This is a genomic window from Halomonas sp. SpR8, from assembly GCF_031010195.1.
GTDB lineage: Bacteria > Pseudomonadota > Gammaproteobacteria > Pseudomonadales > Halomonadaceae > Vreelandella.
This window is the reverse complement of the sequence record NZ_JAUAMC010000008.1, coordinates 165,007-180,248: the sequence shown is the minus strand read 5'-3', so window position 1 is coordinate 180,248 and position 15,242 is coordinate 165,007. Positions and strand designations below refer to the sequence as shown.

14 protein-coding genes are annotated in these 15,242 nt (G+C 54.5%); 6 read left to right on the top strand and 8 right to left on the bottom strand.

The window, feature by feature from the left end:
* Positions 1-33: 33 nt before the first annotated feature.
* Both QT230_RS16425 and rarD read right to left on the bottom strand, forming a co-directional pair.
* Entirely contained in the window at positions 34-1,734 is a 1,701-nt protein-coding gene (locus QT230_RS16425; RefSeq protein ID WP_308323133.1) for a sulfate permease, read from the bottom strand.
* Between the two features lie 129 nt (positions 1,735-1,863).
* A complete protein-coding gene (rarD, locus tag QT230_RS16420) occupies positions 1,864-2,772 on the bottom strand; it encodes an EamA family transporter RarD (protein WP_308323132.1) in 909 nt (302 codons plus the stop codon).
* 63 nt (positions 2,773-2,835) lie between these two features.
* On the opposite strand from rarD, the gene QT230_RS16415 reads away from it, so the two are divergent.
* Together QT230_RS16415 and QT230_RS16410 are read left to right on the top strand one after the other, a co-directional pair.
* Positions 2,836-3,648 (top strand): amidohydrolase, encoded by an 813-nt coding sequence (locus QT230_RS16415; protein WP_308323131.1) that lies wholly within the window; start codon positions 2,836-2,838, stop codon positions 3,646-3,648.
* 2 nt (positions 3,649-3,650) lie between these two features.
* On the top strand, positions 3,651-4,355 hold the full coding sequence (locus QT230_RS16410; protein ID WP_308323235.1) for a pseudouridine synthase: 705 nt from the start codon (positions 3,651-3,653) through the stop codon (positions 4,353-4,355).
* A gap of 130 nt (positions 4,356-4,485) precedes the next feature.
* On the opposite strand, the gene QT230_RS16405 is transcribed toward QT230_RS16410, so the two are convergent.
* The 6 genes from QT230_RS16405 to gloB form a co-directional block, all read right to left on the bottom strand.
* A complete protein-coding gene (locus QT230_RS16405; RefSeq protein ID WP_308323129.1) occupies positions 4,486-6,069 on the bottom strand; it encodes a dipeptide ABC transporter ATP-binding protein in 1,584 nt (527 codons plus the stop codon).
* A complete protein-coding gene (locus QT230_RS16400; protein WP_308323127.1) occupies positions 6,062-7,138 on the bottom strand; it encodes an ABC transporter permease in 1,077 nt (358 codons plus the stop codon). The genes QT230_RS16405 and QT230_RS16400 overlap by 8 nt, the downstream gene beginning before the upstream one ends.
* Positions 7,139-7,140: 2 nt before the next feature.
* Positions 7,141-8,214 carry a microcin C ABC transporter permease YejB gene (locus QT230_RS16395; RefSeq protein WP_308323125.1) on the bottom strand — a complete coding sequence of 358 codons (1,074 nt, stop codon included), beginning with the start codon at positions 8,212-8,214 and terminating at the stop codon, positions 7,141-7,143.
* A gap of 77 nt (positions 8,215-8,291) precedes the next feature.
* Positions 8,292-10,256: an extracellular solute-binding protein gene (locus QT230_RS16390; protein ID WP_308323123.1), complete on the bottom strand. Its 1,965-nt coding sequence runs from the start codon at positions 10,254-10,256 to the stop codon at positions 8,292-8,294.
* A gap of 43 nt (positions 10,257-10,299) precedes the next feature.
* Complete coding sequence (locus QT230_RS16385; protein WP_308323121.1) at positions 10,300-11,526, bottom strand: transglycosylase SLT domain-containing protein; 1,227 nt, start codon at positions 11,524-11,526, stop codon at positions 10,300-10,302.
* 30 nt (positions 11,527-11,556) lie between these two features.
* On the bottom strand, positions 11,557-12,324 hold the full coding sequence (gene gloB / locus QT230_RS16380; RefSeq protein ID WP_308323119.1) for a hydroxyacylglutathione hydrolase: 768 nt from the start codon (positions 12,322-12,324) through the stop codon (positions 11,557-11,559).
* A 111-nt stretch (positions 12,325-12,435) separates the two neighbouring features.
* Between gloB and QT230_RS16375 the strand changes: the two genes are divergently transcribed.
* From QT230_RS16375 to nudC, 4 genes are read left to right on the top strand one after another with little or no spacing between them, the layout of a single operon-like run.
* A complete protein-coding gene (locus QT230_RS16375; RefSeq protein WP_308323117.1) occupies positions 12,436-13,242 on the top strand; it encodes a methyltransferase domain-containing protein in 807 nt (268 codons plus the stop codon).
* Between the two features lie 15 nt (positions 13,243-13,257).
* A complete protein-coding gene (rnhA, locus tag QT230_RS16370; protein ID WP_308323116.1) occupies positions 13,258-13,713 on the top strand; it encodes a ribonuclease HI in 456 nt (151 codons plus the stop codon).
* 14 nt (positions 13,714-13,727) lie between these two features.
* A complete protein-coding gene (dnaQ, locus tag QT230_RS16365) occupies positions 13,728-14,465 on the top strand; it encodes a DNA polymerase III subunit epsilon (protein WP_308323115.1) in 738 nt (245 codons plus the stop codon).
* Complete coding sequence (gene nudC / locus QT230_RS16360) at positions 14,458-15,240, top strand: NAD(+) diphosphatase (protein WP_308323113.1); 783 nt, start codon at positions 14,458-14,460, stop codon at positions 15,238-15,240. The genes dnaQ and nudC overlap by 8 nt, the downstream gene beginning before the upstream one ends.
* Positions 15,241-15,242 lie beyond the last annotated feature (2 nt).

Below are 15,242 nucleotides of genomic sequence, written 5' to 3'. Positions count from 1 at the left end.
CTGGCTTTAGAGCTATATCGCGTATGTTAATTGTTAGGAGAATTCACGCCACGCGGCGTAGGTACTGAGAAAAACGCGGCCTGTGAGAGCGTCTAGAAAATCGCTGTTCTTAAGTCGATCCATCACCGGCCCTTTGACTTCGGATAGGTGCAGTTTTACATCGGAGTCTTTTAAGCGGGCGTTGATAGCATCCAGGCTTTCAAGCGCCGAAGCATCGATCAGGTTGACCGCTGAGCAGATCAATACCACATGCTCAAGTTCCGGGTGGCTCGCTACGAGGTTATAGACGGTGTCTTCCAGATAGCGGGCGTTGGCAAAATAGAGGCTTTCGTCGATACGTAGCAGGGCTACATTGCTAACGGTTTCGACTTCATGGCGCGCGGTATTGCGAAAATGCTCCGTGTCCGGCACCCGGCCTACCAGAGCGCTATGGGGGCGACTGGTGCGATATAAAAATAGCGCGATCGAAAGGGTGACCCCACTGATGATGCCTGCTTCGACCCCTTCGCAAAGGGTGAGCAGTATGGTCACCGCCATGGCAGCAAAGTCACTGCGGGAGTAGCGCCAAGTTTGGCGCAGCATGGCAATATCCACCAGGGTCAAAATCGATACGGTAATCGTCGCTGCCAAGGTCGCGATAGGTAAATAGTAGAGCCAACCGGTAAAATACATCGTCACCAGTGCAATGCCTAATGCTGCAAAAGCACCTGCCGCGGGCGTTTGCGCGCCGGCATCGTAGTTAATCACGGTACGTGACAAGCCGCCGGTTACCGGCATGCCGCTGGTAAATCCCGCGGCCAGATTCGTCGCACCCAGGCCGATAAGCTCTTGGTTGGGTGAAATACGTTGACGCCGTTTAGCGGCCAGCATTTGCCCCATGGAAACCGACTCCACAAAGCCGACTAAGCTAATCAGCAGCGCTGGAATTAATAGCGCCTTCCAGAGCGAGAAGTCGCCTATTGGAAAGCTAAGCGTGGGTAACCCGCCGGGAATCTGCCCTACCACTTCAACGCCGCGCTCTGTTAGCTGCCACTGCCAAGTTACCAAGGTAGTGATCACCACTGCAAAAACGGGACCTGCTTTGGCGATTAAATCCGCCAGAAGTAGCGGCAGCCCAAGCTTATGCAGCGCTGACTTTCCGTGGCGGCGCATGGTGATTAAAAATAGCAGGGTGCTACCACCGATCAGTAAAGTAGGTAGGTTGAACGTGTCTAAATTGGGTACCAGGGTCGTCAAGCGCTCCACCAGGGTAAAGCCACTACTCTCGACGCCCAGCAAACTGCCAAGTTGGCTAGCGGCGATCAAAATACCCGATGCCGTTAAGAAGCCAGAAATAACCGGGTGGCTTAAAAAATTGCTGAAAAAGCCCATTCTCAATAGGCCCATGGTCACGAGCATGCCGCCGGAAAGCAGAGACAATATGAGCGCTGCCTGTAAATAAGTCTCCGTGCCGGTAGCCGCCACGGAGGAGAGCGCGGCACCGGTCATCAGCGCGATAATCGCGACTGGCCCGACGGCGAGGGTTTTGCTGGTGCCGAATAGGGTGTAAACCAGTTGCGGCAGTATGCTGGCATACAGGCCAACCACCGCAGGGAGACCGGCCAGTAGCGCATAGGCGAGCGATTGGGGAATGACCATCACGGTGACGATCAAACCCGCCAGCAGGTCGGCCCCCAGCAAGCGCTTATTATAGTGGGGGAGCCACGTCAATATGGGCAAATAGCGCTTTAGCATGGTTTCCAGATGTAGTGAGTGAAGCAGAACAGAAAGAGTAAGGGATATTCCATTTTGTTTCAGCGCTTATATTCACTTGCACTGTGGTGTTCAAAAATGGCTAATCACTGGCTCATCGCTCCGCTGGCATTAATCAACCGCCGCGTAGCGGGTGCGTGACTGCCATGCCGACCAGGAGTAAAGCGCGAGTCCAATCCAAATAAGCACAAATGTGGCCAATTGGATAATGCCCAAGGGCTCGCCGAAAACGGTTAAGGCAATGAGGAATTGGATGGTCGGATTGATGTACATCAAAAAGCCCAGCGTCGCCAAGCGCAAGCGGCGAGCCGCACCTGCGAAGGCCATAAGCGGCAGTGCGGTCAAAGCCCCACTAGCGATCATAAGGCCCGTTGTTGATGGTTCTTGTAGAAAATGTGAGCTGCCGTTCCAGCTTAGCCAGGCTAAGGCGATGAGGGCGAGAGGAAATAGCAGCAGGGTTTCGACAAATAGGCCTGATAAACCGTCCAGCGGCACCTGCTTACGAAACAGGCCGTAACTGCCAAAGCTTAATGCCAGCACCAGGCTAATCCAAGGCAGTTCGCCTAGCATTACAAATTGGATGGCAATGGCAACGCTGGCCAAGCCCAAAGCGGCCAACTGCAGTTTTGCCATCACTTCCCGCAGTACCAGCATGCCCAGGGCGACATTCACTAACGGGGTCAAGAAGTAGCCCAAACTTGCCTGCAGTACCTGCTTAGACTCCACCGCATAGATATAGATACCCCAGTTAAACGCAATTAATAACGCGCAGGCCAGCACCCGCCCAAGCCGCTTGGGTTCACCTAGTGCAGTGACCACTGGAGGCCAGCGGCGCAGCAAGGTAATCAAACCGACCAAGAACAGACACGCCCAAATGATACGATGAATCAATATTTCAAAGGCGGGAACACCGTCAAACAGGGCAAAAAAGAGCGGAAAGCAGCCCCACATGATGTAGGCGGTTAATCCAAACATAACGCCTTTGACGGCGGCAGGGTCGCGTGTTGGAGTAGGAAGCATAGCAGCCTCATTATTTAAAGATGCTAATCTAGCATAAACGGACTGACGAAATGGAGGTGTTACGTGAGTCAACTTAGGAACACGCTAGTGCAGTGCGATCTGCGCTGGGAAGACCCCCAGGCCAACCACGCTCATCTTGAGCAGTTGCTGGGCGAGCTCGATAGCCGCGATACGGATCTTATTGTATTGCCGGAGATGTTTGCCACGGGTTTTACCATGAACTCACGCGAAATGGCTCAGCCGATGGCGGAAAGTCAAAGCGTTGCCTGGCTGCAAGCCCAGGCGAAGGCACGCAACTGTGTCGTAACCGGCAGTGTCGCCATCCAAGAGCACGGCGAGTTTTATAACCGCCTGATCTGGGCGACACCGGAGGGTGAGATAACCCACTACGACAAGCGTCACCTGTTCCGCATGGCCGGTGAGCATGAGCGCTACGGCATGGGCAGTGAGCGAAAGGTGGTAGAGCTTAACGGCTTCAAACTGCTACTGAGCGTGTGCTACGACCTGCGTTTCCCGGTGTGGATGCGTCAGCAGCCAGCAGAAGGGGAGCATTTCGAGTATGATGCGCTGCTGTGTATCGCCAACTGGCCAGCACCGCGTCGTCACCCTTGGCGCACGCTGCTACAGGCCCGCGCGGTAGAGAATTTAAGCTATGTGATTGGCGTTAACCGCGTTGGAGAAGATGCCAAAGGGCTTGCCTACAGCGGCGATTCCTTGTTGGTCGACTTCAAAGGTGAACCGCTGATTGATAAACCTGCCCATACCCCGTTTATAGAAACGGGCACGCTGGATAAAACTACCCTTGATGCTTTTCGTGAAAAATTTCCTGCCTGGCAAGATGCCGACCACTTTAAGCTGCTGCCAGGAGTGGGTTAATGATGCGCCTTGATCGTTTTTTGAGTGAAACCTCACCGTTGACTCGTAGCCTCGCTAAGCGGGCACTCAAAAATGGCGAAGTGACCCTAAACGGTGAGCCGATAAAACAGTCGGCGACCCAAATCGATACCGATAACGATGTAGTGGTGCTCAACGGTGAGAGGTTGGGGTTGGTAGGCTTGCGCTACATTATGCTGCACAAGCCCGTCGACGTTGAATGTAACGCCCGTCGCGGTCTCTATAAAAGAGCAATCGATCTAATTGATTTACCCAAAGCGGATCGGTTACAGCCGGTAGGGCGGTTAGATGTGGATACCACGGGCTTGCTGCTGTTAACCGATGATGGCCAGTGGTCGCACCGTGTCACGTCACCGCGCCATCGCTGTGCCAAGGTGTATATCGCCGAGCTAGCGGAGCCTATGGAAGGCGCGTCGGCGGAGTGGGCAATTGGCCAAGTTGCCGATGGTCTGATGCTGGATGGGGAGGAGACGCCGACGCAGCCCGCAACACTTCGACTGCTGTCGCCCACTCAGGCAGAACTCACCATTACCGAAGGACGCTATCACCAGGTGAAGCGAATGTTTGCCGCCTTGGGCAATCACGTGAACTCACTGCATCGTAGCTCCATCGGTGATTTAGCCTTGGATGCCAATCTGGCGCCCGGTGAATGGCGAGAATTAACCGCCGACGAAATCGCGCTCTTCTGAGCCCTTGGTAAAGGTCTCCATTAGCCGCTTTCCAAAATGGTAAGCGGCTTTATTTCACTTCGATACTTATACCGTTATCTTAGTTCGAGCATTAAAAGCATTAAGATCCGTGGCAATTTTCGCTATTTCGCTAGTGCGTCAGATGCGCTGCGGCGATTAGCGCTTGAGTATAAGCGTGCTGTGGCGCTGAAAGAACCTCCAGGCAGGAGCCCTGTTCGACCACTTCGCCATCCTTGAGCACCATAATACGGTGGGCCATCGCGCGGACGACGGCCAGGTCGTGGCTAATAAACAGATAGCTCAGCTGACGGCGTGCCTGTAGATCGCGCAACAGGGCGACTAGCTGCTTCTGCACGGTACGATCTAACGCTGAGGTGGGCTCATCAAGCACCAGCAGTTCTGGCTCTAATATGATCGCCCTTGCCACGGCAATACGCTGGCGCTGACCGCCGGAAAATTCATGAGGGTAGCGGGCGGCACAGCTCTCGGGCAAACCTACCTCGTGCAGCGTTTGCTTGACCCGCTGGGCGATTTCCTCAATAGAGAGATGAGGGTAGTGAAAGCGCAACCCCTCGCTGACGATATCGAACACCGGCATACGCGGTGAAAGGGCGCCATAGGGGTCTTGAAACACCATCTGTAAGCGATGCCGATGACGGCGTAACGCATCGCCGGTTAGGGCACTTAGTTTATCATTGCCAAGAGTTACATCACCTTGGCTGGTGACCAGCCGCATGACCGCCGACGCCAGCGTGGTTTTACCCGAGCCGGACTCACCCACAATGCCCAGGGTTTCACCCGGTGCAATTTGAAAATCAGTGGGTTGAAGCGCCACAAAAGCGGGCGGCTGACGCTTGAACAAGCCGGTTTTAGGCCGCTTGAAACTGACGCTCAACTGACGTGCTGTCAGTAGGGGGGCTGTTTGCTCAATGGCTTGGGGCCTACCTTCCGGTTCAGCCGCAAGTAGTGCTTTGGTGTAATCGCTTTGCGGGTGCTGAAAGACCTGCTCTACCGGACCGATCTCTTGTATGCGGCCCTGATACATAACGCAGATACGATCCGCATAACGGCGCACCAGATTCAAGTCGTGGCTGATAAACAGCATGCCCATGCCATGGTGATCGCGCAGTTCACGTAGCAGGGCGAGAATTTCCTGCTGAACGGTAACGTCCAACGCGGTGGTGGGTTCGTCGGCAATCAGCAGCGATGGGTTGTTGGCAATCGCCATGGCAATCATCACCCGCTGGCGCTGCCCACCCGAGAGCTGGTGGGGCCAGGCATCCAGCAGTTCGTCCGGGCGCGGTAGTTTCACCTGTTCCAGTAGCGTTTTGCTGCGTTGGCGGGCGGCCTCGCCCCGCAGCCCCTGGTGAAGGCGTAGCGCTTCGCCTATCTGCTTACCCACTCGGTGCAGAGGGTTGAGCGAGGTCATCGGTTCCTGAAAGATAAAACCAACGCGATTGCCGCGCACGGCGTTCCACTGAGTCTCCGTTAAATTGGCCAGATTGGTATCAACCAGCCAGCGCTCGCCCTGAACGGTGGCATTACTAGGCAATAGATTCACCATCCCCAGCGCCGATACTGACTTTCCCGAGCCGGACTCGCCGACAATCGCCAGGGTTTCACCCGCATTGAGAGTGAGTGAGAGTGAGTGCACTACCGGGGTGCCATCAAAGGTGACATCAAGATGCTCAATGCGCAGTAGAGGATTAGGCATGCTGAGTCTCCTGGGCGGGGCCTGCCTGGCGCTGCTGCACATGGCGGGGGTCGAAGGCATCGCGCAAGCCCTCGCCGATAAATACCAGCAGTGACAGCATGATCGCTAACGTCATAAACGCTGTGATACCCAGCCATGGTGCGTGTAGATTATTTTTGCCCTGTGCCGCCAGTTCACCTAGCGAAGGAGCACCAGGGGGTAGGCCGAAACCGAGGAAGTCCAGCGCGGTCAAGGTGCCAATGGCGCCGGTAAACAGAAAGGGAATAAATGTTAGCGTGGCGACCATGGCATTGGGTAGCACGTGGCGCCACATGATCAAGCGTGACGGCAACCCCATGGCTTTCGCCGCGCGTACATACTCCAAATTACGCGCACGCAGGAACTCGGCGCGTACGATATCGACCAGACCCAACCACGAAAAAAGCAGCATAATTCCTAGCAGCCACCAGAACCCCGGCTGAACAAAGCTGGCTAAAATAATCAGTAAAAATAGTACCGGCAGACCTGACCATATCTCGGTGAACCGTTGACCGATCAAATCAATTTTGCCGCCAAAGTAGCCCTGCACGCCGCCCACCACGACACCAATGACTAACGACCCTGCAGTGAGCACCAGGGCAAAGGCCACCGAAAGCCGAAAACCATAAATTACCCGTGCCGTTACATCCCGTCCCTGGTCATCGGTGCCCAGCCAGTGGCGGCTATCCGGCGGGGCCGGGGAGGGGCGGTTCATATTCATATCCAGGGTCTGGTAGGAAAAAGGAATGATGGGCCACAGCGCCCAGCCGTGATCTTTAATCTGTTGCTGAACAAAAGGATCCAGATAGTCCGTTCGGGTCGGTAGAAAGCCGTCAAATTCGGTTTCTGGGTAGTCCACCAACATGGGGAAATACCACTGACCGTCGTACTGCATAACGATGGGTTTGTCGTTGGCAATCAGCTCGGCAAACAGGCTAAGGATAAACAGCGTGGCAAATAGCCAGAGTGATACCCGGGCACGACGATTGGCTTTGAAAGCGGCCAATCGACGGCGAGTGATAGGCGATAAGCGTAACGATAAGGAGGCCATTATCACGACTCCCGAGTCGAAAAGTCGATACGCGGGTCTACCCACACGTAGGTCAAGTCGGAAATCAGTTTGAGGATTAAGCCGATGACGGTGTACAGGAAGAGGGTGCCGAATATCACCGGGTAATCCCGCTGCATGATCGCCTCAAAACCGAGCAGGCCCAGCCCATCCAGGGAGAAGATCACTTCGATCAACAGCGCGCCGGTGAAGAAAATACCAATCATGGCGGCGGGCAGGCCCGCGATAATGATCAGCATGGCGTTGCGAAACACATGGCCATAGAGCACGCGCCGTTCGTCGGCGCCCTTGGCGCGGGCGGTAATTACATACTGCTTGTGAATCTCATCGAGAAAGCTGTTTTTGGTCAGCATTGTCAGTGTGGCAAAGCTGCCAATCGAGGCGGCAATAACCGGAAGGGTGATATGCCAGAAGTAGTCCTTTACCTTGCCCCAGGCGGAAAGCTGGTCGAAGTCAGGGGAGGTCAAGCCGCGTAAAGGGAATAAGTCCCAGTAGGTGCCCCCGGCAAACAGCACAATCAACAGAATCGCAAACAGAAAGCCTGGAATGGCATAACCAACGATCACTAAGCCCGACGACCAGACGTCAAACCGGGAGCCGTGGCGAAGCGCTTTTTTAATTCCTAACGGAATGGAGATTAAATAGACCAGCAGCGTCGTCCAGAGCCCTAACGATATGGAGACCGGCAGCCGCTCGATCATCAGTTCGGTGACCGGTCGATCACGGAAGAAACTGGTCCCAAAATCGAGGGTGAGGTAGTCCGCCATCATGCCGATAAAGCGTTCGTGGGCGGGCTTGTCAAAACCAAACTGCTGTTCCAGCTGTTCGATAAAGCGCGGATCGATCCCCCGGGCGCCCCGTGAGTCATCGCTGACCTGGACATCGGCGCCGCCCATATCCAAGCGGGTGCTGGCCATGGCGTTAGCGCCTTCAAAACGCGCCAACATCTGATCAATTGGCCCGCCTGGCGCCGCCTGAACAATCATAAAATTGAGAAGCATGATCCCGAAGAGAGTCGGAAACATTAGCAGCAGTCGGCGTAGGGTATAGCGGGCCACAGAGCACTCCGAGGTTTATGACGATGAAACCGTTGAGGATAAGCCGTTGCGATTAAGTAGTTGTCATTCAGCCAGCGTTAGCGGCCCCGTTGACGGCGCTGTAGTGCTGCTTCACGGTCAGTGTCTACCCACCACGCATCCAGATCCATGGCATACGCTGGGAACGGCTCTGGGTAGCCAAACTTATCCCAAATGGCGATACGGGTCTCTCCAGAGTGGTAGTGGGGAATCACATAAAATCCCCAGCGTAGAACTCGATCCAGCGCGCGGGTGACGGTATCCAGCTCTTCACGGCCATCGGCGCTAATGATCTCCTCCACCAGTGCATCGACTGCCGGATGCGCCAGTGCCATCCGGTTGCGGCTTTGCGGTGCCTCGGCGGCGGCGCTGGTCCAGAAATCGCGCTGCTCATTGCCCGGGTTGTTCGACTGCGGGAAATGGCTGATCACTATGTCATAGTCGTAATTACGCTGCCGGTTTAAATATTGATTAATATCAACGATACGCAGCGATGTCTGCACCCCTAAGCGGGCCATGTTGCGCAGCATGGGTTGAACGACCCGTTCAAGGCCTGAGTCGTAGAGCAATACTTCGAGGCTTAACGGTCGTCCGGTATCCTGATTGACTAATACACCGTCTTCAACCCGGTAACCTGCCTCACGTAGCAGGTCGAGTGCTTTGCGTAGCCTCTCGCGTAAATCAGTGGGCTGCTCAATGGGCAGCGGCTCGGTGAAGAGGCGGTCAGAGCCGTGAGAGGCTATCAACTCTTCACGGAAAGGCTCCAATAGTGCCAGCTCTTCTTCAGAGGGTAAGCCGGTGGCTTCCATTTCGGAATTTTGGAAAAAACTCTCGGTGCGCTGGTAAGTGCCGTAAAAAATATTGGTATTAAGCCACGGAAAATCGAAGGTAAGGCTCAATGCTTCTCGCACCCGCGGGTCTTGAAACTTCTCTTTACGCAGGTTGAAGACAAACGCCTGCATCAAGGATGGGTTAACGTCCGGTACGGTCAGCCGCTTGACCAAGCCCTCTTCGTAGGCAGGAAAATTATAGCCAATCGCCCAAGTGGCGGCACGGGCATCTGTGCGAAAGTCGGTCAGGCCTGCTTTAAACGCTTCCCAGGCAATATCCCGGTCACGGTAGTAGTCGTAAATGATGCGATCAATATTGTAACGACCAACGTTGACCGGTAAATCTTTACCCCAATAGTTCTCATCGCGCTGGTAGACAATTCGTCGACCCGGGTCTACTTCGCTAATGCGGTAGGGGCCGGAGCCTGGGTGCGCGACTAGGGTCGGTGAGGTGAAGTCGCGGGGCTCCCAATAGTGGCGGGGGAGGATGGGCAACTGTGCAACGATTAACGGTAGCTCTCGGGAGTCGGTATCATTAAAGGTAAAGCGTACCTGGTGCTCGTTTAGAGCAATGGCTTCCTCCACCCCAGCGTAGTAGCTGGCGTAAAACGGATTCCCCTCTTCACGAAGCAAGTTAAGCGAGAAAACCACATCGTAGGCAGTGACCGGTTCGCCATCCTGAAAACGTGCTTCCGGGCGCAGGTCGAATTCAATCCATTGCCTGTCTGGGTCTAGACGAACACCTTCAGCCAGCAGGCCGTAAAGGCTAAATGGCTCATTGGGATTGCTGGCCATTAGGGTGTCGTAAATTTGTGAAATACCGGTAACCGGCGTACCGCGAATAATAAACGGGTTCGTCGAGTCAAAACTGCTTCCCACGGCGGTATGCGTAATCGTGCCACCTTTGGGGGCCTGTGGGTTTACGTGAGGGAAGTAGGGAAAATCTGCGGGTAGCTCGGGGCTATCGTACAGCGATAACCCGTGAACGGTTTCAACCGGCACCACGTTATTCGCGTCGCTATTTAAATCACCCACTACATTGGTGCTGGAGGTTGTTTCAAACGCATCGCTGTTAGACGCTGTTTCTGCAGCGCTGGCCTTCGAAACGGTGCTCTCTGAAGCCAGTACCGACACATTGAATAGCAGGCCACTGATGAGTAGAAGCGTTTTCGCAAAAAACAAACCACGCGGCATTGGTGACATCCCATGTGAACAAAGCCAACTATGTTAACCCGATTTACCGCCCTGAAAGTGTCAGCAGTTGGCCTGGTTGTAAAGCGCTGGGTCGGTCAATCGCATTCCAGCGGATAAGGTCTTGCTGCTCAATATTATACCGGGCTGCAATCGCTGAGAGGCTATCGCCCCTTTCAACGCGATGGGTATTGCCACTGCTGTTTTGCGCAAACGCTTGATTGCTGTCTTGTGCTTGGTTGCCACCGCCCTGTGAAAGTTGCGCAAGCATCTGTGTATCTACTTCTTCAGGCACCAGCAGTGTTTGGGCACTGCGAGGATCGATACTGCCATTCAGCAGGCCTGGATTTAGCTCGGCTAACGCTGTCTGGCTGACATCCAGCAGTTGAGAGGCTTCCGAGAGTGTCACCGCGTGGGCCAATTTAACTTTCGCGAAGGCCGGGTCAACGTGTATTTCCGGTAAACTTACGCCGTACTGTTCAGGGTCGTTAATGATTGTCGCGATCGCTTTCAGCTTGGGCACATACTGCATGGTTTCATAGGGTAGCGAGAGATCCCAGTAATCGCCGTTTAAGCCTTGGCTTTGGGCTTGTCGTAGAGCACGGTTAATGGTTCCTGCCCCGGCATTATAAGCGGCTAATGACAGCATCAGATCACCTTCGTACCACTGATCAGCCTGCATTTCCAGGTAGTCCAGCGCCGCTTCGGTGGAGGTTAATACATCTAATCGCCCATCGTAATTGCCATTGCGAATCAAACCCAATGCATCACCGGTGCTAGGCATAAATTGCCATAGCCCTGCGGCCCCGCGGTGGCTACGTGCGCCTGGGTCGAAGGAACTCTCTACGAAAGGAATTAATGCAACTTCACCGGGCAGGCCGCGCTCGCTAACCTGTTGGGTAATCCAGGCAAGCCAAGGGGTAGCGCGTTCGGTGATCGTGGCAATATTTTCGGGGCTTGAACGGTAGTACTCAATCCATTCGTCTACCCGCGCCTGGGCCTCGGCGGGCAGTGACTTCTCTTGCCACTGAAAGCTTTTACGCAGTGTTGTCCAGGCGTCTTGAGGTTCCAGCTCCAGCGCTTCCCAAAAATGGATATGGAATGGCGTGGGGTGCGGTTTTGTAGCGTCTACTGACGTGCCTGCTAATGAAGTTGGTCTTTCATAGGCTGTGGCAGAGGCTTGAGAATTTGCCGCAGCGGCTAACATTAGGCCCATAATTACGGTACTGCCGGCGCTCAGCATCAAGCGCTGGCGAATCGTTCGATAGGTCATAGTTGCATTCGTTTGGTTTCGATAGCGTTCTTAAAAACGGTTCTTCCACTCGCGTAGAGTGGTGAACGTTGCGAGATCATCATTATTAACACCCTGGGTACCTGCCGCCTGGCGCACGCTATCAGTGCCCACACGGAGGTAGGGGTTAATTTTCAGCTCGCGTCCTATCGTGCTGGGTAAGGTGGGGCGATCCAAGGCCCGCGCCTTATCACACTCCTGCAAGGCGTGTTTGACGTCTTCGTTTTCAGGATCCGCAGCACGAGCAAACGTTAGGTTTGCCTGAGTGTACTCATGGGCTGCAAAGACCAGTGTATCTTCAGGGAGTTCCGCAATTTTTTTCAGCGCGGTATACATTTGCTCTGGTGTACCCTCGAATAAACGACCGCAACCTGCGCAAAAAAGTGTATCACCGCAGAACAGTAGTGCCGGGATACCCGCGGTAAAGTAGCTGATATGATCAAGCGTATGGCCAGGGGTCGCCATGACATCAAACAAGCGACCCATAATGCGTACTTCGTCGCCGTCGCCCACGGTTTCATCAATGCCTTTAATCTCAGGATTGGCCGGGCCGATAACGTGAGGAGCGTAGCGTTTAATTAATTCCGCTAAACCACCGGTATGATCATGATGGTGGTGGGTAATCAGTATACAGCTTAGGGTTAGCGACTCGCGCTCAAGAAACTCGATCACCGGGGCTGCTTCACCGGGATCCACCACACAAACACTTTGACTGTTATCCTGTCTTAATAGCCAAATATAGTTGTCGCTAAGGGCGGGGATCGGTGTCACGCTCATCATCGGCGAGATCCTTTAAGTTACGAAAAAAAACATCAAACTTTGCGCTTATTAGCGCTAAATCAGTACGTAAAAGGTGTCAAAAAGCCGTTACTGTGGAGGGAAGCGCTGTTTATGTCAAATTCGACCACGGCCACGTCGCTGGTAAAGCGCTTGGAATCTAGCCAGCCCTATTGGCAAACCGAGGCGGGGCGTTCGCTATGGGAAACTCAACGAGCCTGCCTAGGGCCTGTGGTGGAATCGAGGGTCGGTGGTCATAGCTTGGAAATGAGCATGGGGCCAGCGCTAATGACCATGTCGTCGATCCCGCATCCCATACGTTGGACGCCTTCCCGAGCCTTAGCCCAAAACGATAGCTCCTTAATATGCCCTCCTGATCAATTGGCGCTACCGGACCGCTGCCTGGATGTGATGGTGATTCACCACTGGCTTGAGCATTTGAGCGACGCCCATTTCACGCTGCAAGAGGCCGCACGTGTCACCGCAGACAATGGCATGATGGTGCTGTTTGGTTTTAACCCCATTGGTTTAGGGGGCGTGGTTCGCCAGTGGCGTAAGCGCCAGCAGGAGTTTCCCTGGAGCGGCACCTGGCGCTCGGTTAATCGTCTGCGCGACTGGTTGGCGTTTGTCGACTTTGAGGTGGAGCGCGTAGACTATTGCTGCTTTCGCGGGCGCATGAATGCCAAATGTGGTGAGTATTGGGAGTCTTTGGGGCGTCGGCATAACCTGCCGTTGGGTGAAAGTTATATGATTCAGGCGCGAAGGCGGCAGCGTCATGCGCCGGTGCAGCGCTTGAAGTTTGGTTTAAAGGCACCCGCCTCGCCCGCTTCATTAGGTGTTACCCGCTCAGGCTCATCCGCTCACTATCAGCCCTGTTCAGAGCATCCGGCACAAGCTCATCCAGTTAAAAAACATAGTTAAATAAGGATCAAGAGATTGACTAAAGAGGCTGCCAAGCAGTTACCCCGGGTAACGGTCTACACCGACGGGGCTTGCCGGGGTAATCCTGGGCCCGGCGGGTGGGGCGTGGTGCTGGCGAGTGGCGAGCATGAAAAAACCTTGAAAGGCTATGAATCAGATACCACTAATAATCGCATGGAGCTGATGGCTGCGATTATGGCGTTACGGACACTGAATACACGTTGTGAAGTAGCGTTGTGGACCGACTCCCAATATGTACGTCAGGGCATTACCCAATGGATCCACAACTGGATCAAACGCGGCTGGAAAACCGCAGCCAAGCAGCCGGTCAAAAATGCCGAACTGTGGAAGACCCTGCACGAAGAGACCCAGCGCCATAAAGTCGAGTGGCACTGGGTAAAAGGACATAGCGGCCACCCAGGCAATGAGCGTGCCGACACGCTGGCCAATGAAGCCATTGATGAGCACTAAAAAAGGAGAGCATGATGCGTCAGGTGATTCTAGATACTGAAACGACGGGTATCGACCCTAAAGATGGTCATCGCCTAGTCGAAATTGGTGCTATTGAGATGGTCAATCGGCGCTTTACTGGTCGCACGTATCACCAATACATAAATCCCGAGCGTCATATCGATGCTGAGGTCGTTGCTGTTCACGGGATCGATGACGCCAAAGTTGCCAATGAGCCGGTGTTCGCAAAAATAGCTGACGAATTTTGGGCCTTTATTCAAGGCGCCGAGTTAGTGATTCATAACGCCCCCTTCGATGTGGGCTTTATTGACCACGAATTGGGCATGCTTAATCAGCGGCGTAGTGGGGCACCGCTGGGACCCGTACGTGATCACTGCGGCGTATTAGATACGCTGACCATGGCGCGCAAAATGCACCCTGGGCAGCGCAATAGCCTTGATGCGCTATGCAAACGTTACGATATCGAAAACGGCCACCGGGTTCTGCACGGCGCTCTGCTAGATTCTGAAATCCTCGCCGAGGTGTATCTGGCGATGACAGGGGGGCAAACCGCGCTGACCTTGGATGCTGCCTCTGCCGCAGAACAGGAGCAGGCGGATACGTCTAATGAAGGGCTGTCGATTCAACGTCTTTCTTTAACACCCGGCCAACTGCGCGTAGTGCGCCCCAACGAAGAGGAGCAGGCGGCCCACAACGCCAAATGCGAGGCGCATAAGCTTCATTGGTTGGAGGGTGCGGCCAGCGATGCTTAGGCGAGAAATTCCCCATCATGAACAAGCTGGGCGGGTGATTCGCTTGTCGCGGAGCCTCTTGGCGCCCGCACCGTTAAACGGCAGCGAAGATTTAACCCCGCTACAGCCTCATCAACCCTGGACAGAGCAGATGCAACCGCTGTGCTACTGGGACGATGAGCCAGTAGCGCTGCTGGTTGAGCCTCAGGCTGAAAGCGGGTGGATTGACGGTCGTCAGTGGATGAGTGAACTCTCCACGGCTTGGTTTAGTCTGCTTTCAACCGCCTTGCAGGTGGGGGCCTGGCTAGAGAATCACCGCTTCTGCGGCCGATGTGGCGCGCCTGCCACTAAGCTTACCGCTGAATTTGCGATGCATTGCCATGCCTGCGGACATCGCAACTACCCGCGTATTTCACCGTGCATCATTACGTTGGTGACGAGCGGAGAGGCGATGCTACTTGCTCGTAGCCCGCGCTTTCCACCGGGGCGCTACTCAACCTTGGCAGGTTTTATCGAACCAGGGGAGTCGGCGGAAGAAGCAGTGCATCGTGAAGTGTTTGAAGAAGTGGGCGTGCATATAGATCAGTTGCGTTACTACCAAAGCCAAGCGTGGCCATTTCCTCATTCTCTGATGTTTGGCTATTTTGCTGAAGCCACGACGCGGCGTATTCGTATAGACGGGGTTGAGATTAGCGATGCAGCATGGTTTTCGCCGCGCCAGTTACCCTCCTTACCCCCGCCGTACTCGATTTCCCGCGAGCTAATTGAAACCCACTTGGCACGCTGGCGGGAGTAGGC